This is a genomic window from Pseudomonas sp. KCJK9058 (genome assembly GCF_046230975.1).
Taxonomy (GTDB): Bacteria; Pseudomonadota; Gammaproteobacteria; order Pseudomonadales; family Pseudomonadaceae; genus Aquipseudomonas; species Aquipseudomonas alloputida.
The window spans coordinates 62,054-83,153 of record NZ_JBJJLR010000021.1; the positions used below are offsets into that span (position 1 = coordinate 62,054).

The 21,100-nt window shown below is 64.6% G+C and carries 14 protein-coding genes; 7 read left to right on the forward strand and 7 right to left on the reverse strand.

What is annotated here, in order from left to right:
• Positions 1–190 precede the first annotated feature (190 nt).
• From ACK59Z_RS13625 to ACK59Z_RS13650, 6 genes are all read left to right on the forward strand, one after another.
• Entirely contained in the window at positions 191–2,020 is a 1,830-nt protein-coding gene (locus ACK59Z_RS13625; protein WP_409293201.1) for an extracellular solute-binding protein, read from the forward strand.
• Positions 2,017–3,852: an extracellular solute-binding protein gene (locus tag ACK59Z_RS13630; protein WP_108191265.1), complete on the forward strand. Its 1,836-nt coding sequence runs from the start codon at positions 2,017–2,019 to the stop codon at positions 3,850–3,852. Before ACK59Z_RS13625 ends, ACK59Z_RS13630 begins: the two co-directional genes overlap by 4 nt.
• 1 nt (position 3,853) lies before the next feature.
• Positions 3,854–4,927: a microcin C ABC transporter permease YejB gene (locus ACK59Z_RS13635; RefSeq protein WP_003251466.1), complete on the forward strand. Its 1,074-nt coding sequence runs from the start codon at positions 3,854–3,856 to the stop codon at positions 4,925–4,927.
• A gap of 1 nt (position 4,928) precedes the next feature.
• Positions 4,929–5,948, forward strand: a complete 1,020-nt coding sequence (locus ACK59Z_RS13640; RefSeq protein ID WP_010954919.1) for an ABC transporter permease — start codon at positions 4,929–4,931, stop codon at positions 5,946–5,948.
• Between the two features lies 1 nt (position 5,949).
• Entirely contained in the window at positions 5,950–7,557 is a 1,608-nt protein-coding gene (locus ACK59Z_RS13645) for an ABC transporter ATP-binding protein (protein WP_409293203.1), read from the forward strand.
• Between the two features lie 407 nt (positions 7,558–7,964).
• Positions 7,965–10,895, forward strand: a complete 2,931-nt coding sequence (locus tag ACK59Z_RS13650; RefSeq protein ID WP_409293205.1) for an aminotransferase — start codon at positions 7,965–7,967, stop codon at positions 10,893–10,895.
• Between the two features lie 3 nt (positions 10,896–10,898).
• Here the strand turns inward: ACK59Z_RS13650 and ACK59Z_RS13655 are convergent, their stop codons facing one another.
• Positions 10,899–12,134, reverse strand: a complete 1,236-nt coding sequence (locus ACK59Z_RS13655) for an NAD(P)/FAD-dependent oxidoreductase (RefSeq protein ID WP_100774335.1) — start codon at positions 12,132–12,134, stop codon at positions 10,899–10,901.
• Between the two features lie 78 nt (positions 12,135–12,212).
• Between ACK59Z_RS13655 and ACK59Z_RS13660 the strand changes: the two genes are divergently transcribed.
• Entirely contained in the window at positions 12,213–13,118 is a 906-nt protein-coding gene (locus ACK59Z_RS13660; protein ID WP_012051754.1) for a LysR family transcriptional regulator, read from the forward strand.
• A 56-nt stretch (positions 13,119–13,174) separates the two neighbouring features.
• Here ACK59Z_RS13660 and ACK59Z_RS13665 read toward each other — a convergent pair whose 3' ends face one another.
• The 6 genes from ACK59Z_RS13665 to kdpF form a co-directional block, all read right to left on the reverse strand.
• The gene (locus tag ACK59Z_RS13665; RefSeq protein WP_003251475.1) at positions 13,175–13,870 is read right to left on the reverse strand and encodes a response regulator; all 696 of its coding nucleotides are present in this window, start codon (positions 13,868–13,870) and stop codon (positions 13,175–13,177) included.
• The gene (locus tag ACK59Z_RS13670; protein WP_409293208.1) at positions 13,867–16,521 is read right to left on the reverse strand and encodes a DUF4118 domain-containing protein; all 2,655 of its coding nucleotides are present in this window, start codon (positions 16,519–16,521) and stop codon (positions 13,867–13,869) included. The genes ACK59Z_RS13665 and ACK59Z_RS13670 overlap by 4 nt, the downstream gene beginning before the upstream one ends.
• Before the next feature lie 149 nt (positions 16,522–16,670).
• The gene (gene kdpC, locus ACK59Z_RS13675; RefSeq protein ID WP_019750856.1) at positions 16,671–17,228 is read right to left on the reverse strand and encodes a potassium-transporting ATPase subunit KdpC; all 558 of its coding nucleotides are present in this window, start codon (positions 17,226–17,228) and stop codon (positions 16,671–16,673) included.
• 10 nt (positions 17,229–17,238) lie between these two features.
• Positions 17,239–19,293, reverse strand: a complete 2,055-nt coding sequence (gene kdpB, locus ACK59Z_RS13680; RefSeq protein WP_409293210.1) for a potassium-transporting ATPase subunit KdpB — start codon at positions 19,291–19,293, stop codon at positions 17,239–17,241.
• A 9-nt stretch (positions 19,294–19,302) separates the two neighbouring features.
• The gene (kdpA, locus tag ACK59Z_RS13685) at positions 19,303–20,997 is read right to left on the reverse strand and encodes a potassium-transporting ATPase subunit KdpA (protein ID WP_108191268.1); all 1,695 of its coding nucleotides are present in this window, start codon (positions 20,995–20,997) and stop codon (positions 19,303–19,305) included.
• 9 nt (positions 20,998–21,006) lie between these two features.
• Positions 21,007–21,096: a K(+)-transporting ATPase subunit F gene (gene kdpF, locus ACK59Z_RS13690; protein ID WP_003251485.1), complete on the reverse strand. Its 90-nt coding sequence runs from the start codon at positions 21,094–21,096 to the stop codon at positions 21,007–21,009.
• Positions 21,097–21,100 lie beyond the last annotated feature (4 nt).

The following is a 21,100-nucleotide window of genomic DNA, read 5'->3' on the forward strand; positions in this document are numbered from 1 at the left end:
CGCGGGCACGCCCGCTCCCACAGGTTTTTCACAGCCCCCAATGCCGGTGCCGTACCTGTGGGAGCGGGCGTGCCCGCGAATGGGCCTGAAAACCCAGCCACTGGAAAACCCCAGCCCCTCTCTTTTTCCAACCCCACCAAGCTGTTACTGTACTCGATCAAAGCCCAACGCCTCTGGATCGGATGCCGACTTGATACGTCCCCTCCTGCTGTCACTCAGCCTGGCCTTGAGCTTTCCCGCAGCCGCGATGGTGAGCGAAAGCCACGGATACGCGCAGTTCGGCACGCTCAAGTACCCGGCCACCTTCACCCACTTCGACTGGGTCAACCCGCAAGCGCCCAAGGGCGGCACGTTGCGGGCCATGGCTTTTGGTACCTTCGACACGCTCAACCCCTACACCTTCAAAGGGTCGAGCCCGATTACCACGCCCAATTTCCAGCAGTACGGCATCAGTGAGCTGAACGAGCCACTGATGGTCGGCACGGGCCAGTACGACCCGTCCGGTGACGAGCCAACCTCCAGCTACGGCCTGATCGCCCGCTCGGTGGAGTACAGCGAGGACCGCAGCTGGGTGGTGTTCAACCTGCGCCCCGAAGCCCGCTGGCATGACGGCCAGCCCATCACCTCGGCTGACGTGGCCTTCTCGTACCGCACGCTGCTCAAGGATGGCCACCCGATCTACCGCACCAACCTGCAGGAAGTGCAGCGGGTAGACATCCTCGGCCCGCTGCGCATCCGCTTCGTGTTCAAACGCGCCGGCAACCCGCTGCTGATCCTGCGTCTGGGCGAAATGCCGGTGCTGCCCAAACACTACTGGCAGAAGCGCGACTTCAAGGCCACCACCTTCGAGCCCCCCTTGGGCAGCGGCCCCTACCGCATCACCCAGGTACAACCCGGACGACGCCTGGTGTTTGAACGGGTGAAGAACTACTGGGGCAAAGACCTGGCGCTCAACCGTGGCAAGTACAATTTCAATCGGGTCGAATACGAGTTCTATCGCGACGCGACGGTGGCCTTCGAAGCCTTCAAGGCCGGCGAGTTCGACATCTATATCGAGCACCAGGCAAAAAACTGGGCCAACGGTTACAACTTCCCTGCCGTGCGCCGCGGTGAAGTGATCAAGGCACAAATCCCGCACAGCATTCCCACGCAAACACAGGGCCTGTTCATGAACAGCCGCCGGGCTGCGTTCAGTGACCCGCGGGTACGCCAGGCGCTGGGGCTGATGCTGGACTTCGAGTGGACCAACCGCGCGCTGTTCAGCAGCGCCTACCGCCGCTCGACCAGCTACTACCCCAACAGCGAGTTCGCCGCCAGCGGCCTGCCCACCGGCAAGGAGTGGCTGCTGCTGGCGCCGTTCCGAGACCAGTTGCCCGCCAAGCTGTTCAGCGAACCGTACAAGGTCAGCCAGACCGATGGCCGTGGCATCAGCCGTCATACCCTGCGCCAGGCCTTGGGCCTGCTCGCTGAAGCCGGGTGGAAGCTGAACGGCCAGCGCCTGGTCGACAGCAAGGGCCAGCAGCTGCGCATGGAGCTGCTGTTGGTAAACCCCAACCTTGAACGCATCCTGCAACCTTATGTCGAAAACCTGTCCAGCATCGGCATCGATGCACGCTTGCGCACCGTGGACCGTGCCCAGTACAAACAACGCCTGGACCAGTTCGATTTCGACATGATTCTGATGACCCTGAACCAGACCCTCAGCCCCGGCCTCGAACAGTGGCTGTACTTCCATTCCAGCCAGGCCGCGACAAAGGGCAGCAAGAACTATGCTGGGGTCAAGGACCCGGTGGTCGACCACCTGCTCGACACCCTGCTCGCCGCCCGCACCCGCGATGACCAGATCGCCGCTGCCCGCGCCCTGGACCGCGTGCTCTCATGGCACTACTACATGATCCCCAACTGGTACCTCGACAACCATCGCCTGGCCTACCGCAACCGGTTCGCCTTCGTCACCACGCCGCCCTACACCCTTGGGCTGAACAGCTGGTGGATCAAGACTTCGGAGAAAGCCCAATGACGCCAACGCACCGTCTGCGCCGGCTGGCAGGCAGCCTGTTGCTCGCCTGCCTGAGCCTTCCCGCGCTGGCCGCACCGCAGCACGCGCTCACCCTTTACGACGAGCCACCCAAGTACCCCGCCGACTTCAAGCACTTCGACTACGTCAACCCGGATGCGCCCAAGGGCGGCACCTTCCGCCAGTCCAGCTTCGGCGGCTTCGACAGCCTCAACCCGTTCATCAACAAAGGCGTGGCGGCCGAGAACATCGGCATTATCTATGACACCCTGATGCGCCAGAGCCAGGATGAACCGTTCACCGAATACGGCCTGGTGGCCGGCAAGATCGAAAAGGCCCCGGACAACAGCTGGGTGCGCTTCTACCTGCGCCCCGAAGCGCGCTTCCATGACGGCCATCCGATGCGCGCCGACGACGTGGTGTTCACGTTCAACGCCCTGATCAAGGACGGCGCCCCGCTGTACCGCCAGTACTACGCCGACGTCGCCGAAGTGGTCGCCGAAGATCCACTCAAGGTGCTGTTCAAGTTCAAGCACAAGAACAACCGCGAGCTGCCATTGATTCTCGGCCAGCTGCCGGTACTGCCCAAGCACTGGTACGAAAACCGCGAGTTCAACCGCGGCAACCTGGAAATCCCGTTGGGCAGCGGCCCGTACAAGGTCGCCGAGGTCAAGGCCGGGCGCTCGGTGCGCTACGAACGGGTCAAGGATTACTGGGCCAAGGACCTGCCCATCAACCGTGGCTTCTACAACTTCGATGCCATGACCTTCGACGCCTACCGCGACACCACCGTCGCCCTGGAGGCCCTCAAGGCCGGGGCATTCGACTATGGCCTGGAAGTCAGTGCAAAGAACTGGGCCACCGCCTACAACGTGCCCGCCGTGCGCGAAGGTCGCCTGATCAAGGAAGAGCTGCCCAACGGCAACCCCACCGGTATGCAGGGCTTCATTTTCAACATCCGCCGCCCGGTGTTCCAGGATGTGCGTGTGCGCCAGGCCCTGAGCCTGCTGCTGGACTACGAGTGGACCAACAAGCAGCTGTTCAACGGCGCCTACACCCGTACCGGCAGCTACTTCGACAACTCGGAAATGGCCGCCCACGGCCTACCCAGCCCCAACGAGCTGAAAATCCTCGAACCACTGCGGGGCAAAGTGCCCGAGCAAGTATTTACCGAGGTCTTCCACAACCCGGTCAGTGACGGCAGCGGCATGATCCGCGAGCAACAGCGCCAGGCCTACAAGCTGTTGCAGGAAGCCGGCTGGAAAATCGTCGACGACAAGATGGTCGACGCCCAAGGCAAGCCGGCAAGCATCGAGTTCCTGCTGGCGCAGACCGAGTTCGAACGCATTCTGCTGCCGTTCAAGCGCAACCTTGCCGACCTCGGTATCGAGCTGAACATTCGCCGCGTCGACGTTTCGCAGTACATCACCCGCCTGCGCTCGCGTGACTACGACATGATCGTTGGCGGCTACCCGCAATCCAACTCGCCAGGCAACGAGCAGCGCGAGTTCTGGTCCAGCGCCGCCGCCGACAACCCCGGCAGCCGCAACTTCATCGGCCTGCGCGACCCGGCCATCGACCAACTGGTGGACCAGCTGATCAACGCCGACTCGCGCCAGAGCCTGATCGACCACTGCCGCGCCCTCGACCGCGTGTTGCTGTGGGGCTACTACGTGATACCCAACTGGCACATCAAGACCTGGCGTGTGGCCTACTGGAACCACATCGGCCACCCGAGCGTGTCGCCCAAGTACGACATCGGCATCGACACCTGGTGGATCAAGCCCGGTGTAACCCCGGCGGTCAGCGAAGCGCCTGCGGACGAGGCCAATTAAGATGCTGGCCTACATCCTGCGCCGCCTGCTGCTGATCATTCCGACCCTGTTCGGCATCCTCATCATCAACTTCATCATCGTCCAGGCCGCCCCCGGTGGCCCGGTCGAGCAAATGATCGCCAAGCTCGAAGGCTTCGAAGGCGCCACCAGCCGCATTGCAGGTGGCGGCGCCGAGGTTTCCGTGGCCGGCTCCAACTACCGCGGCGCCCAGGGCCTGGACCCGGCCCTGATCGCTGAAATCGAGCGCATGTACGGCTTCGACAAGTCGCCGCCCGAGCGCCTGTGGATCATGGTCAAGAACTACGCCCGGCTGGACTTCGGCGACAGCTTCTTCCGCGACGCCAAGGTGATCGACCTGATCGCCGAGAAGATGCCGGTTTCGATCTCGCTGGGGCTGTGGAGCACGCTGATCATGTACCTGGTGTCGATCCCGCTGGGGATCGCCAAGGCGGTGCGCCACGGCAGCCACTTCGACGTGTGGACCAGTTCGGCGATCATCGTCGGCTACGCCATCCCGGCCTTCCTGTTCGCCATCCTGCTGATCGTGCTGTTCGCCGGTGGCAGCTACTTCGACTGGTTCCCCCTGCGTGGCCTCACCTCCAACAACTTCGACGAACTGAGCACCACCGGCAAGGTGCTGGACTACTTCTGGCACCTGGTGCTGCCGATCACCGCGCTGGTCATCGGCAACTTCGCCACCATGACCCTGCTGACCAAGAACAGCTTCCTCGACGAGATCAACAAACAATACGTGGTCACCGCCAAAGCCAAGGGCCTGAGCCGATCACGGGTGCTGTACGGTCATGTGTTCCGCAACGCCATGCTGCTGGTGATCGCCGGTTTCCCTTCGGCGTTCATCGGCATCTTCTTCACAGGCTCCTTGCTGATCGAGGTGATCTTCAGCCTCGACGGCCTGGGCCTGATGAGTTTCGAAGCGGCCATCAACCGCGACTACCCGGTGGTCTTCGGCACCCTGTTCATCTTCACCCTGCTAGGGCTGGTGGTGAAACTGATCGGCGACCTGACCTACACCTTGGTCGATCCGCGCATCGACTTTGCCAGCCGGGAGCACTGACATGGCCTTGTCCCCCCTCAATCGCCGGCGCTTCGAGCGTTTCAAGGCCAACCGCCGTGGCTGGTGGTCGCTGTGGCTGTTCCTGATTCTGTTCGGGCTGAGCCTGGGCGCCGAACTGATCGCCAACGACAAACCGATCGCCGTACGTTACGACGGCCAATGGTACTTCCCGGCGTTCAAGCGCTACCCGGAAACCACCTTCGGCGGGGAATTCCCGCTGGAAGCCAACTACAAGAGCCCCTACATCCGCGAACTGCTGGCGAAGAAAGACAGCTTCGTGCTGTGGGCACCCATTCCGTTCAGCTACCAGAGTATCAACTATGACCTGCGCGTTCCCGCCCCCGCCCCACCTTCGGCGGACAACTGGCTGGGCACCGACGACCAGGGACGCGACGTGCTGGCGCGGGTGATCTACGGCTTCCGCATCTCGGTTCTGTTTGCCCTCACCTTGACCGTGGCCAGCTCCATTGTCGGCGTCATCGCAGGCGCCCTGCAGGGGTTCTACGGTGGCTGGGTCGACCTGGCCGGGCAACGCTTTCTGGAAATCTGGTCCGGCCTGCCTGTGTTGTACCTGCTGATCATCCTGGCCAGCTTCGTGCAGCCCAACTTCTGGTGGCTGCTGGGGATCATGCTGCTGTTCTCGTGGATGAGCCTGGTGGATGTGGTACGCGCCGAGTTCCTGCGCGGGCGCAACCTGGAATACGTGCGCGCCGCACGCGCCCTTGGCATGCGCAACGGCGCAATCATGTACCGGCACATCCTGCCCAACGCCATGATCTCGACCATGACCTTCATGCCGTTCATCCTCACCGGCGCCATCGGCACCCTCACCGCCCTGGACTTCCTCGGCTTCGGCCTGCCCGCCGGTTCGCCCTCGCTGGGCGAACTGGTGGCGCAGGGCAAGTCCAACCTGCAAGCGCCATGGCTGGGCATCAGCGCCTTTGCCGTGCTGGCGCTGATGCTGAGCCTGCTGGTGTTCATCGGGGAATCCGCCCGCGACGCCTTCGACCCGAGGAAGTGACATGAGTGAACAAAACCTGATCGAAGTGCGGGACCTGGCCGTGGAGTTCGTGACCGGGGACCAGGTCAACCGGGTGGTGGACGGCGTCAGCTTCGATATTCGCAAAGGCGAGACACTGGCCCTGGTGGGCGAAAGTGGCTCGGGCAAATCGGTCACCGCGCACTCGATCCTGCGCCTGCTGCCCTATCCCCTGGCCAGGCACCCCAGCGGCAGCATCCGCTACGAAGGCAAGGACCTGCTGCAGCAGAGCGAGAAGACCCTGCAGCGCATTCGCGGCAACCGCATTGCGATGATCTTCCAGGAGCCGATGACCTCGCTCAACCCGCTGCATTGCATCGAGAAGCAGATCAACGAAATCCTCCTGCTGCACAAGGGCCTGACCGGCAAGGAAGCGACTGCGCGCACCCTGGAGTTGCTGGATATGGTCGGCATTCCAGAGCCGCGCAAGCGCCTCAAGGCCCTGCCCCACGAATTGTCGGGCGGCCAGCGCCAGCGGGTAATGATTGCCATGGCGCTGGCCAACGAGCCCGAGCTGCTGATTGCCGACGAGCCGACCACGGCGCTGGATGTAACCGTGCAGCTGAAGATCCTCGAGCTGCTCAAGGAATTGCAGGCGCGGATGGGCATGGCCCTGCTGCTGATCAGCCATGACCTGAACCTGGTGCGCCGCATCGCCCACCGTGTGTGCGTGATGCAGCGCGGGCAAATTGTCGAGCAAGCCGAATGCGCCCCGCTGTTCAGCTCGCCACAGCATCACTACACCCAGATGCTGATCAATGCCGAGCCCAGCGGGCTGCCTGCGCACAATCCGGTGGGCGCGCCGTTGCTGGAGGTGGATGACCTCAAGGTCTGGTTCCCGATCAAGAAGGGCTTTCTGCAGCGCACGGTCGACCATGTGAAGGCGGTGGACGGGGTCAACTTCAGCTTGCCCCAGGGCCAGACGCTGGGCATTGTTGGCGAATCCGGGTCGGGCAAGTCCACATTGGGCCTGGCGATCTTGCGGCTGATTTCCAGCCAGGGCAGCATTCGCTTCCATGGGCAGAACCTCGAAGGGCTGAACCAGAAAGCCGTGCGCCCCCTGCGGCGGGAAATGCAGGTGGTGTTCCAGGACCCGTTTGGCAGCCTGAGCCCGCGCATGTGCGTGGCGGACATTGTCGGTGAAGGGCTGCGCATCCACGGCATTGGCACCGCGCAGGAACAGGAAGCGGCGATTATCGCGGCCCTGGAGGAAGTAGGCCTGGACCCCCGCACGCGCCATCGCTACCCCCATGAGTTTTCCGGCGGGCAGCGTCAGCGCATTGCCATTGCCCGGGCGCTGGTGTTGAAGCCAGCGCTGATTCTGCTGGATGAGCCCACGTCCGCGCTGGACCGCACCGTACAGCGGCAGGTGGTGGAATTGCTGCGTAACCTGCAGCAAAAGTACAACCTGACCTACCTGTTCATCAGCCATGACCTGGCGGTGGTGAAGGCGTTGAGTCACCAGTTGATGGTGATCAAGCATGGGCATGTGGTGGAGCAAGGGGACGCGCAGGCGATCTTCCATGCGCCGCAGCATCCGTATACCCGACAGTTGCTGGAGGCAGCGTTTTTGGAGGTTGGGGGTTCGTAGGGAAAGGGGGCGTGTTCGCCTTGATTCATGCGGCGTGTTTGAGATCGAGCGCCGCGGGCGTGGTGCATAAGGCGTTGAAGCGGCAACCCAAATCACCGCTTCGATCCTGATGATGACCTCGGGACTTCGCATCAAGGTTGATTAATGTGCCGTGAGGGCCGCCCCTTTCGCGGGCACGCCCGCTCCCACGGGATCACCACAATCTTCAAGACTTGCAAATACCTGTGGGAGCGGGCGTGCCCGCGAAAGGGCCGGGCCAGGCAGCCGAGAAAATTAGCCCATCTGCTTGCCACGCCAACAGAATCAAGCAGCGGTGATCAATTTTTCTGACAATAATCGTCTTCCATCATCAGCCGAATCGGGCATAAATTCTCCGCCGTCAACTCCCAGTACCCACGGTAGAGCCCATGTCCAGTCCACAACACCAGCCCGCTTCCCCTGCCCTGGCCACCCTGATCCAGCGCTCCGGCCTGCCCAGCCCAACGCTGAGCGAAGCCCAGGCACACGCCGTGCTACAGGCCCACTATGGCCTTGCCGGCAACCTTTCGGTACTGGGCAGCCAGCAAGACCTGAACTTTCGCGTGGTCACACCGCAGGGTGGCTATGTGCTGAAGGCCTGCCACGGCAGCTACGCCCAGCTGGAGCTTGAAGCCCAGCACGCCGCCCTGGCCTTCCTGCGCGATCAAGGTTTGCCGGTACCCGCCGTGCGCTCAGCCCACAACGGCATGGGGTTGCTGGAACTGCACATCGACGCGCAACCACTGCGCCTGCGCCTGCTCGACTACATCGAGGGCCAACCGCTGACCCGCCTCAAGCACATGGAGCCGCGCCTGATGGCTGAACTGGGCGGGCTCTGTGCAAAGCTGGACAAGGCGCTTGCCCATTTCGATCACCCGGGCCTTGCGCGTACCTTGCAATGGGACCCGCAGCATGCCGGAGCACTGATCGATCACCTGCTACCGGTGCTGCAGGACAGCGGGCAGCGCGCCCGCATCGAACACGCCACGCGACAGGCCAACGAGCGCCTGTTGCCGCTGGTCGATCAACTGCCCAGTCAGGCCGTGCACCTGGACATCACCGACGACAACACCGTGTGGGCCCGTGATGCCCAGCGTCAGTGGCAACTGCAAGGCGTGATCGATTTCGGCGACCTGCTGCGCACCTGGCGTATCGCCGACCTGTCGGTGACCTGCGCTGCGCTGTTGCACCACGCCGAGGGCGACCCACTGCGCATCCTGCCCGCCGTGCAGGCCTACCAGGCGCTCAACCCGCTGACCGAGGCCGAACTGCGCGCCTTGTGGCCGCTGGTGGTGAACCGCGCTGCCGTGCTGGTGCTGAGCAGCGAACAACAGCTAACCGTCGACCCGGGCAACCAGTACACCCGCGATAACATTGCCCACGAATGGGAAATTTTCGACACGGCCACCGCCGTGCCTTTCGCCCTGATGGAGGTGGCCATTCTGCAGGCTGCGGGCCTGCAACCCACGGCGCCGGACTGGAGCGACTGCGCCCCCCTGCTCCCCGAGCTGGCCGGGCAGGCTGTCACACGGGTGGACCTGGGAGTCCTGAGCAAACACTTCGAGGCCGGCAACTGGGAGCAACCCGGTTACGACCTGCATCTGCTGACGTCGCAAGCCGCCCCGGCCTGCAGCCTGCACGGGCAGTACCGCCTGTCGCAAACCCATATCGATCGCCCCGAAGAGCCCGCCACCTGCGCCCTTTTCGTCGAGCTGCATGTGCCCAACGGCAGCCCGGTGCAAGCGCCGGCAGCCGGCACCTGGCAGCACCGCGGCGACGGCCGGGGCTGCCTGAGCACCCCGCATTCGGCTTTGTGGCTGCAAGGCCTGGAAGACGCACCGGCAGACGGCCAGGCCGTGGAGAAAGGCCAGCCCCTGGGCAGCAGCTGCGGCTTCCTCAGCGTGCAGGTATGCCTGGACAATGGCACCCAGCCGCCGCGCTTCGCCACGCCGTCACAAGCCGCCGCCTGGCTGGCCCTGTGCCCGTCACCGGCCGCCCTGCTGGGCTTCGATTGCGATGCCGAGCCGCTACCCGATCCGCAAGCGCTGCTGGCCCGCCGCGATGCCAGCTTCGCCCGCTCGCAGAAGCACTACTACGCGCAACCGCCGCACATTGAACGTGGCTGGCGCAACTACCTGATCGACATGCAAGGCCGTTCCTATCTGGACATGCTCAACAACGTCGCGGTGCTGGGCCATGGCCATCCACGCATGGTTGCCGAGTCGGCGCGGCAGTGGTCGCTGCTGAACACCAACTCGCGCTTCCATTACGCAGCAATCACCGAATTCTCCGAGCGCCTGCTGGAGCTGGCCCCCGAAGGTTTCGACCGGGTGTTCATGGTCAACAGCGGCACCGAGGCCAACGACCTGGCGATTCGCCTGGCCTGGGCCTACAGTGGCGGGCGCGATCTGCTCAGTGTGCTGGAGGCCTACCACGGCTGGTCAGTGGCCACCGATGCCATCTCCACGTCGATCGCCGACAACCCGCAAGCCCTGGAAACCCGCCCGGACTGGGTACACCCAGTCGAAGCGCCGAACACCTTCCGCGGCCGCTTCCGCGGGGCCGACAGCGCCGCCGACTACCTGCAAGACGTCGACGCCAAGCTGGCTGACCTCGACGCCCGTGGCCGTCAGCTGGCGGGCATCATCTGCGAACCGGTGTACGGCAATGCCGGCGGTATCTCGCTGCCCGCAGGCTACCTGCGCGCAGCCTATGCCAAGGTCCGCGCGCGCGGCGGGGTGTGCATCGCCGACGAAGTGCAGGTGGGTTATGGCCGCCTGGGGGAGTACTTCTGGGGCTTCGAGGAACAGGGCGTGGTGCCGGACATCATTACCATGGCCAAGGGCATGGGTAACGGCCAGCCACTGGGCGTGGTCATCACCCGTCGCGAAATCGCCGAGGCGCTGGAGGCCGAGGGCTACTTCTTCTCCTCGGCCGGTGGCAGCCCGGTCAGTTGCCGCATCGGCATGGCGGTGCTGGATGTCATGCAGGAGGAAGGCCTGTGGGACAACGCCCGTGACACCGGGCGCTACTTCAAGGCACGCCTGCAGGCGCTGGTCGACAAGCACCCGCTGGCCGGCGCGGCACATGGCTCGGGCTTCTACCTGGGGCTGGAACTGGTGCGCGACCGCACCACCCTGGAGCCGGCCACCGAAGAAACCATGATGCTGTGCGATCGCCTGCGTGACCTGGGCATCTTCATGCAGCCGACCGGCGACTACCTGAACATCCTCAAGATCAAGCCACCGATGTGCACCAGCCGGGCCAGCGTGGACTACTTTGTCGACAGCATTGACCGGGTGCTGGACGAAGGCCTGTAAGTGTCAACGCGTGGGCCCGACGGCTGCGGCCCACGCCTGTAATGCCTCACACGCGGCCATGGCCACCTGTTCATCGGTGCGCCCGGTGAACTGCCGCTCGATCGCATCGGCGGCAATCAGCCCGGCAATGGTGGGCTTGCCGACAGCATCGGTCAGGTCCAGCCATTCCCCCCAACTGGCGGGTACGTCGTACCAGCGCAGGTAGCCTGAGGGTGAGCACGGCCACCATCGCTCATCGAACTGCAGAATCACTTTCTCCAGCTTGCCCATCCCCAGATGCGCCAACGCTCCCTGCTGTGTTTCAGGTAACGCAGGGGTAAAGTGCAACGTTTTCAGAACCCCCACCGGGACTGTGCAAATGCAGAAGTCGCACACCTCTTCATTCACCCTGACGCGCGCGCTCGACCAGTCGATGTGGGTGACAGGACTGTTCAGGCGGATATCCAGGTGCTTCGACAGCAAGCCGACAAGCTCGCTGTAGCCGCCTGGCAGCATACGATCACCATGCCCGACCCCCGCTTCATCCAAGGCACAGACCGACAGTTGCTCGACGGGCAAACACGCTTCCAGTACAAGGTTGGCGTCGATGGCGAACTGCGTGGCACGCGCGAGCGCGGGGTCGAGTGTGGCCATGTAGCCATCGATCGCGTCAGGCAAAGGCTGTTGCCGATCGAGACGCCTGGTCAAGGCATCCCAGGCGGCGTCGATATCCGGCAACGCCCCGCCGCGCGCTGCTGCAAGCGGGCAACTGAAATCGGTCTCGACGCAAGCCAAGCCATGTTGAAGTGCAACAGTGGCCAATGGGTTCTCGGCAAAATGCTGAAGCCATGCCGCACCTTCATCTGCTTTCACGCCGCCCAACTCGACAGTGTGCGTGCGCCCACCCGTTCGCCCACGCGCCTCCAGCACCGTGCAATCGACACCCCTTTCCCGCAAGCGTTGAGCGGCAGCCAGGCCTGCACACCCCGCACCGATCACGATCACCTTGCTCGCACCGGCACTCACGGCTGCCTCGGCGGCACGCAGCCCATCATTCCACGCACCATGAGTCATTGCCGGAGCGCTGGCATTACAAGCTTCTCCAGCGATGACCAAGCGCCCATGCAGCACTTGGCCCAGGGCGCTTCGATGCAACGGCGACCCTCCAGGCAGCAAGGCACTGTAGGCACCAAGGCTGAACGGGTCGCTACTCCAGTGGGTGACATGCCACGCGGTTGGTCTGTGCACGCTTTTCTCCATTGAGGGGACTGTCCTGCAGGTGCATTAATGTTCATAATTTTTAGCCATAAAAGATGATCATCATCAGGTTTACTGACAATGGCCTTTACCAGCGACTCCCTGGCGATTTTCCTCGCGGTGCTCGATGCCGGCTCGTTCTCCGCCGCCGCCCGCAAGCTGGGCCGTGTGCCCTCAGCCGTGAGCATGGCAATCGCCCAACTGGAAGCGGAACTGGACCTGCCCCTGTTCGACCGGGCCACGCGCAAAGCCTTGCCCACCAACGCCGCCCTGGCGCTGGAGCCCCAGGCCAGGCAGGTCATCTGCCAACTCAACCTGCTGGATGCTCAGGCCTTGCAATTGCACAAAGGCCTGGAAAAGCGCCTGACCATCGCCATGGCGCCCGAGTTACAGACCGGCCGCTGGAGCCAGCCGCTGGAAATCCTCGCCCAGGCATTTCCCAGCCTGGAAGTCGAGGTACGTTCGGCCACCCAGACCGAAGCCATTCGCCTGCTGCATGACGGCAGTGTGCAATTGGCATTGGTGTTCGAACGGCCCGGCATCGATGAGCGCGAATCCTTCCTCGAAGCCGGCAGCCAACTGCTGGTGGCCGTTGCCTCACCACGCCATCCGGCCGGGCAGAACAGCGGTACGCCATTGCCTGAAGAGGCCTTTGCCGAACAACGGCAGATCATCGTGGCTTCGGGCAAGGCCACCGGATCGGACCCGCGCATGGTGCTGTCCCGGCGCATCTGGCTGACCGACAGCTACCTGGCCACGCTGGACCTGGTGCAGTCCGGGCTGGGCTGGGCCTACCTGCCGCAGCCATTGGTCGAACCGCTGATTGCCTCGGGCGCACTGGCCGAGGTGCGCTTCGACAACATGGCCAGCCGCCTGCGCTTGTGGGTAGACATCATCTGGATCAAGTCGCGCCCGTTGGGCCTGGGCGCGCGACGCTACCTGGAAGTCATGCGCCAGCTGTTCGAGAAGGAGCCACCCAGGGCCTGACCCCCTTGCGCGAATCCAGGCCCTGCAGGCGTTCGCCCAGCCCTTTGGGCTGCGGGTTATGCTGTCGGCGCTACCAGCCTGTAGCCAACCCCCGCCTCGGTAATGATGAACCGCGGCGCCGTGGGGTCATCGCCCAGCTTCTGTCGCAGATGCCCGACCACGATGCGCAGGTAGTGGGTATCCTCCGCATGGGTCGGCCCCCAGATATCCTTGAGCAACTGCTGCTGGGTAATCACCCGCCCAGGGTGCCCGGCCAATAGCGCCAGCAAAGCATACTCCTTGCGTGTCAATGCCACCTCCACGCCGTCGAGCGTCACCCGGCGGAAGGCAAAATCCACCGTCAGCGGCCCAAAGCTGGCCGCCACTTCCGAGCCGCCGGCTTGTGGCACCTGGCGCAGCAACGCCCGCACGCGCGCGAGAAACTCCTGGATACCAAACGGCTTGGTCACATAGTCATTGGCGCCACCATCCAGCGCATCGACCTTCTGCACTTCACTGGCACGCACCGACAACACCATCACCGGCACTGCACTCCATTCGCGCAACTCACGCAGTACCTGCTGGCCGTCCATGTCCGGCAGCCCCAGGTCGAGCACCACCAGGTCCGGCTTGCCCAGTGCCGCCTGGGCCAACCCTTCGGCACCGGTGGCGGCCTCCAGCACCTTGTAGCCTTGCGAGGCCAGGCTGATACGCAGGAACTTGCGGATCTGCGGTTCATCGTCGATGACCAACAGGGTGGCGGAGTGGCTCATGGGGTTTCGCTTTCGGCTTCAGGTTGAGGAGGCAGCGGCAAGCATAGAGTGATGCTGGTGCCTTGGCCATCAATGCCTTCGCCCACCAGAATCTGCCCGCCATGGGCACCGATCATGCCCTGGCAGATAGCCAGGCCCAGCCCGGTACCCTGCCCGCCGCGATCGCCACGGGCGGCGGTGTAGAACATGTCGAAGATTTTCTCGCGGTCGGCTACGGGAATGCCGGGGCCCTGGTCGCTGACGGTCAAGCGCAGCTGGTCGTCATGCACGGCCACCTGCAGCTCAAGCCGACCATTGACCGGCGAAAAGCGTGCGGCGTTTTCCAGCACGTTGACCAGTGCCTGCTCGATCAACGCCGCATGCACGAACAGCAATGGCAGCTCGGCCGGCACGTCCGTGTGCACACGCAGCGGCGCCAGCACCACCCGCAGGCGGTTAAGCGCACTGCCGACGATATCCGCCGGGGCCACCCAGTCGCGGGCCAGCTTGAGGCCGCCATGGCCCAGGCGGGTCATGTCCAGCAGGTTCTGGATGTAGCGATCGAGGCGTTCGGCCTCGTTGCGGGTGCCCTCCAGCAGCTCGCGACGGTCTTCGGCCGGGATCGCGTCGCCCAACGCCAGCAGGCTGTCGATGCTGCCACGCATGGCGGTCAACGGCGTGCGCAAGTCATGGGATACGGAAGCCAGCAGGGCGCTGCGCAGTTGCTCGGTTTCGCCGTGCAGGCGTGCGGCTTCCAGCTGTTCGGCCAGGCGTGCGCGGGCCAGGGCCTGGGCCAGGGGCTGGCCCAGGGCGGTGAGCAGGCGCCGCCGTGGGTCGCTGAGCGGCTGCCCGTTGCGCGGGCGCACGCCCAGCAGCGCCAGCGGCTGATCGTCCACCGCCAATGGCCACCACCACCAGCGGCCATTAGGCAGGGTATCGCTGCCGTGGCCGGCGGCCTGCCCGTGCTGCCAGGCCCAATCGGCAGCCGCCCGTTCAGTGTCGCTGAAGGTGCAGGCTTCCCCGCTGGCCACTTGCAACTGGCCTTCGGCGTTGCGCTCCAGCAAGCACACCTGGGTGTCCTGCCAGCCGTCCAGGTGCTGGCCGGCAGCCTTGAATATGGCTTGGCGGTCGGTGGCTACCGTCAAGCGGCGAGACAGGTCGAGCAACTGGCTGGTCTGCGCCTGGGTCTCGCGCAGCGCCTGCAACTGGCGACGCTGGCGCGCGGCCAGGTTGCCGGTGAGCGCAGCCATCAACAGAAAGAACACCAGGGTCAGCACGTCTTCTTCGCGCTGGATGGTGAACGAGAAGTTGGGCGGTATGAACAGGAAGTCATAGGCCAGGAACGACAGCGCGGCGCAAGCCAGCGCAGGTCCCAGGCTACTGCGCACTGCGACCAGCAACACCGCCGCCAGGAACACCAGCGAGATATTAGGCAGCGCCAGCACACTGGACACCGCCCAGGCCAGACCCGCAGCCATCACGGTGGCCAGCAGCGCCAGCAGGTAATGACGCCACACCCACACCCGCCGCACAGCTGAACGCGGCGCTGGCGGCTGCACGTCGCGGTCCAGCACGTTGATTTCCAGGCCACGGCTTTCGCGCAGCAGCCGCGCCGCCACACCCGCGCCGAACAAACGCCGATGCAGGCGGTTGCGGGACTGCCCGACCAGCACCAGGCTGGCCCGCCGCTCGACAGCATGCTGGATCAGCGTGCGGGCCACTTCCCCAGCCCGCAGCACCACCACCTCCCCGCCCAGTCGCTCGGCCAGTTGCTGCGCGGCTTGCAAACGATGCCGTGCGGTTTCGTCACGCAGGCGGCCGTTGTCCACATGCACCAGGCTCCAGGGCAGGTGGCGGCGCTGGGCCACGCGGCTGGCATGGCGCACCAGGCGTTCGGCCTGGTCGTCACCGTCTATGCCCACCAGCAACCGGCCGCGCAAGGCCGGCGCCTCCTGGCCGCGCTGACGATAGCCGTGGGCCAGGTCGGCATCGACCTGAGCAGCGGCGGTCTGCATGGCCAGCTCGCGCAGGGCGGTGAGGTTGGTTTGCGAAAAGTACGCATCGATGGCCGCCCGAGCTTGCTCGGGCACGTACACCTTGCCTTCACGCAGGCGTTCGAGCAGCTCTCGCGGAGGCAGGTCGATCAGCACCAGCTCGAACGCCTCCTGCAGCACCCAGTCCGGCAGGGTCTCGCGCACTTGCACGCCGGTAATGTCACGGACCTTGTCGTTGAGGCTTTCCAGGTGCTGGACGTTGACCGTGGTGTACACGTCGATGCCCGCGGCCAAGAGTTCTTGTACGTCCTGCCAGCGTTTGGCGTGGCGGCTGCCGGGGGCGTTCGTGTGGGCCAGTTCGTCCACCAGGGCCAACGCCGGCGCGGCACGCAGCAGGCCGTCAAGGTCCATTTCCTCGAGGGTGACGCCACGGTACTGGCTGCGCAGCAAGGGCTGCTGATGCAGCCCTCCGAGCAACGCTTCGGTTTCGGCGCGGCCATGGGTTTCGACCACCCCGGCCAACACCTGCACGCCCTGGCGTTGCTGGGCGTGTGCAGCCTGGAGCATGGCGAAGGTCTTGCCGACGCCGGGGGCAGCGCCGAGGAACACCTTCAGCCGGCCCCGGCCGGTGCGTGGGAGGTTGGCCAACAGCGCATCGGCGCGGGCGGAGTCACTCATGTTTCATCCTTTGCTTTTTCCAGCAGTCGGCCACTTCAGGGAAAGCCCCCTTAACGTGTAGGAGCGGGTTTACCCGCGAATACGTCAGTGGCACCACCACCGCATTCGCGGGTGAACCCGCTCCTACAGGCTTCCTGCCAGCGCTTCGATTACCTGACAATGGCAAGCTTTTCCAAGGCCTGGTTCAACGCCAGCACGTTGACCACCGGCGGGCCGATCAATGGGTGGAGGGTGGCCTGTTCCAGCAAGGCTTGCAAGCGCTCGACCGGCAGCTGCCGTGCCGCCGCCACCCGCGGGATCTGATAGGCCAAGGCCTCCGGTGGCAAGTGCGGGTCCAGGCCGCTGCCCGAGGTGGTCAGCAGCGCCTGCGGCACTGGCCCCTGCTGCGCCTGATACAACGCAGCCGCATCGCCCTTTACCCGCTCAGCCAGCGCCGGGTTGCTCGGCGACAGGTTGCTGGCGCCGCTGGCCACGGTCGCGTAGGCACCTGCCGAGGGCCGCGAGTGGAACCAGCCATCGCCCTGGAAGTCCTGGGCGATCAATGCCGAACCCCGCACCTGGCCTTGCGCATCGCGTACCAGGCTACCGTTGGCCTGGTTCGGGAAAGCGACTTGGGCAATACCGGTCACCGCCAGCGGATACAGGGCGCCCGTCACCAGGGTCATCAACAAAGCCAGGCTCAATGCCGGGCGTAGATAAGCAGTCATGGCGGCCTCCTCAGACCAGGTTCAGGGCGTTGAGCAGCAGGTCGATCAGCTTGATCCCGGCAAACGGCACCACAATGCCGCCCAGCCCGTAGATCAGCAGGTTGCGCCGCAACAGGTGCGCCGCACTGGCCGCCTGCACGCGCACCCCACGCAGCGCCAGCGGGATCAGCACGATGATGATCAGCGCGTTGAACACGATCGCCGACAGGATGGCGCTCTGCGGGCTGGCCAGTTGCATCAGGTTGAGCACACCCAGTTGCGGGTAGATGGCAGCGAACAGCGCCGGCAGGATGGCGAAGTATTTGGCCACGTCGTTGGCAATGGAGAACGTTGTCAACGCACCGCGGGTGACCAGCAGCTCCTTGCCGACCTGGACTACGTCCAGCAGCTTGGTCGGGTCGCTGTCCAGGTCGACCATGTTGGCGGCCTCCCGCGCAGCCTGAGTGCCGTCGTTCATGGCCATGCCTACGTCAGCCTGGGCCAGTGCCGGGGCGTCGTTGGCACCGTCGCCACACATGGCAACCAGGCGGCCGTCATTCTGCTCCTGGCGAATGCGCGCCAGCTTCTTCTCGGGCGTGGCTTCGGCCAGCACGTCATCTACCCCCGCTTCGGCGGCGATGGCGGCCGCAGTCAACGGGTTGTCGCCGGTTACCATCACCGTGCGGATGCCCAGCTTGCGCAGCTCGGCGAAGCGCTCGCGGATGCCAGGCTTGACCACGTCCTTGAGGTGGATCACACCCAGCAAACGCTTGTCGACGCACACCAGCAACGGGGTGCCGCCACTCTGCGCGATGCGTTCGACTTCACGGGCCAGCGCCGCCGGCATTTCCAGGCGTTGCATACCGACGAAGGCCAGCACCGCATCGACGGCGCCCTTGCGGTACCGGTGCTGCTGGAAGTCGATGCCCGACAGGCGTGTCTCGGCACTGAAAGCCACCGCTTCGAACTGCCCGGCAGGCGGGTCGACAAAGTCGTGCAACTGGCGCAGGTATTCGACAATCGATTTGCCTTCAGCGGTGTCATCGGCCAGCGAGGCCAGCAAGGCGCCCTCCCCCAGCTCCTTGGCGGTAATGCCCGGTGCAGCATGCAGTGCGCTGCAGCGGCGGTTACCGAAGGTGATGGTGCCGGTCTTATCGAGCATCAGCGTATGCACGTCCCCGGCCGCCTCGACGGCGCGGCCCGAGCGGGCAATGACATTCAGCCGTACCAGCCTGTCCATGCCGGCGATACCGATGGCCGACAGCAGGCCGCCGATGGTGGTCGGGATCAGCGTCACCAGCAGCGCGGCCAGGAAGATCAGCGGCAGGCTGCCACCCACGAAGTGGGCGAACGGCTGCAAGGTCACCACCACGATCAGGAAAATCAGGGTCAGGCCGATCAGCAGGATGTCGAGGGCGATTTCGTTCGGGGTCTTCTGCCGCTTGGCCCCTTCAACCAGGGCGATCATGCGGTCCAGGGTCGACTCGCCCGGGTTGCTGGTGATGCGGACAAGCAGCCAGTCGGAGACCAGCCGCGTATTGCCGGTCACCGCCGAACGGTCGCCACCTGATTCGCGTATTACCGGCGCGGACTCGCCGGTAATGGCGGCCTCGTTGACGGCCGCAATGCCTTCAATCACCTCGCCGTCGCCGGGGATCATTTCGCCGGCGACCACGCGTACCACGTCGTCCTTGCGCAGCGCGCTGGCAGCTACCGTCTCGTAGCTGCCATCACGCAGACGACGCTGGGCGGTCAGGCCCTGGCTGCCGGCCTTGAGGCTGTCGGCGCGGGCCTTGCCACGGCCTTCGGCCAACGCCTCGGCGAAGTTGGCGAACAACACGGTGAACCACAGCCACAGGGCAATCTGCACCGCAACGCCGGTGCTCACGCCGCCGCCGGGGGCAAAACACAGCACGGTGGTCAGCACCGCGGTCAGGGCCACCACCAGCATTACCGGGGAGCGCTTGAGCTGACGCGGGTCGAGCTTGACGAACGCCTGCACCAGCGCCGGGCGCCACAGCGCGGCGAGGCGGGTCTGGTCCTTGGCATTGTGCCGGCTATTCACTTCAGGAATGGGCATGTTCATGATCGGTCCTCAAAAACCCAGGCTAAGGTGTTCGGCGATTGGCCCAAGGGCCAGGGTCGGCAGGAAGGTCAGGCCACCGACCAGCAGGATGGTCACCAGCAGCAAGCCGGTGAACAGCGGGCCGTGAGTCGGGAAGCTGTTCTGCCCCAGCGGCGCGCTTTTTTTCGCCGCCAGGCTGCCGGCCAACGCCAGTATCGGCAGGATGTAGCCGAAGCGGCCGATGAGCATGGCCAGGCCGATCATCAGGTTGTGGTACACAGTGTTGGCGCCAAACCCGGCAAAGGCCGAGCCGTTGTTGGCCGAGCCCGAGGTATAGGCGTACAGCAACTGGCTGAAACCATGTGCCCCCGGGTTGGTGACCGCCCCGGCCGGGCCGGGCAGGCTGGCGGCGATGGCGCCAAGTACCAGCACGCCGACCGGCATCACCAGCAGGGTTGCCACCAGAAGCTGCACTTCACGGGCCTGCAGCTTCTTGCCCAGGTATTCCGGGGTACGGCCAATCATCAGCCCGGCCAGGAACACCGCGATAAGGACGAACAGCAGCATGCCGTAGAGGCCCGCGCCGACGCCGCCGAATATCACCTCGCCGACCATCATGTTGACCATCGCCACCATACCGGTCAGCGGGTTCAGGCTGTCGTGCATGGCGTTGACCGAACCGTTGGAGGCGGCGGTGGTGGTGACCGCCCACAGCACCGAACCGGTGGTGCCGAAGCGGCTTTCCTTGCCCTCCAGGGGGGCGGTCTGCTGCACCTGCGTGCTTTCCAGGGCCGGGTTTGGCTGGTGCTCGGACCACAGCGCCGTGCTACCGCCGATCAGGAACAGGGCAAGCATGCAGGCGAGGATGGCGCGGCTCTGACGCAGGTCCTTCACGTAGTGACCGAAGGTGAACACCAACGCCACCGGAATGAGGATGATCGATGCCACCTCGAACAGGTTGCTCCAGGCCGTTGGGTTTTCGAACGGGTGCGCCGAGTTGACGCCGAAGAAGCCGCCGCCATTGGTACCCAATTGCTTGATGGCGATCTGGCTGGCGGCCGGCCCCAGCGGAATGGTCTGGTCGGCACCTTGCAAGGTCAGCGCGTGGGCGTAGTCGGCAAAGGTCTGCGGTACGCCCTGCCACACCAGCAACAGCGCCAGCAGCAAGCACAGCGGCAACAGGCCGTAGAGGGTGGCACGGGTCATGTCGACCCAGAAGTTGCCCAGCGTCGTCGCGCTGCGCCGGGCGATACCGCGGCACAGGGCAACCAGCACGGCCAGGCCGGTGGCAGGGCTGACAAAGTTCTGCACGGTCAGGCCAAGCATCTGGCTCAGGTAGCTGACCGACGCCTCACCGCTGTAAGCCTGCCAGTTGGTGTTGGTAACGAAACTGACGGCGGTGTTGAACGCCAGCGACCATTCCTGGCCAGGCAGGTGCTGTGGGTTGAGTGGCAGGTAGCCCTGCAACAGCAGCACGGCGAACAGCAGCAGGAAGCCGACCAGGTTGAACGCCAACAGGGCCAGGGTGTATTGCCGCCAGTTCTGCTCCTGGCTGGCGTTCACACCCGCCAGCCGGTAACAGCCCTGCTCGACCGGCCCCAGCACAGGCGTCAGCCAGGTACGCTGGCCTTCCATGACCTTGTAGTAGAACCGCCCGAGCCAGGGTGCCGGTAGCAGCACGATGACAAAGAATGCCAAGAGCAAGGCGAAATCGTAACTGTGCATGGCCGCTCCCTAGCTGCGATCGGCGCGCAGCAGCGCCACCAGCAGATAAAACGCCAATGCCACTGCCAGCAGCAGTGACAGCCCGTCGAGCATGTTCATGTGT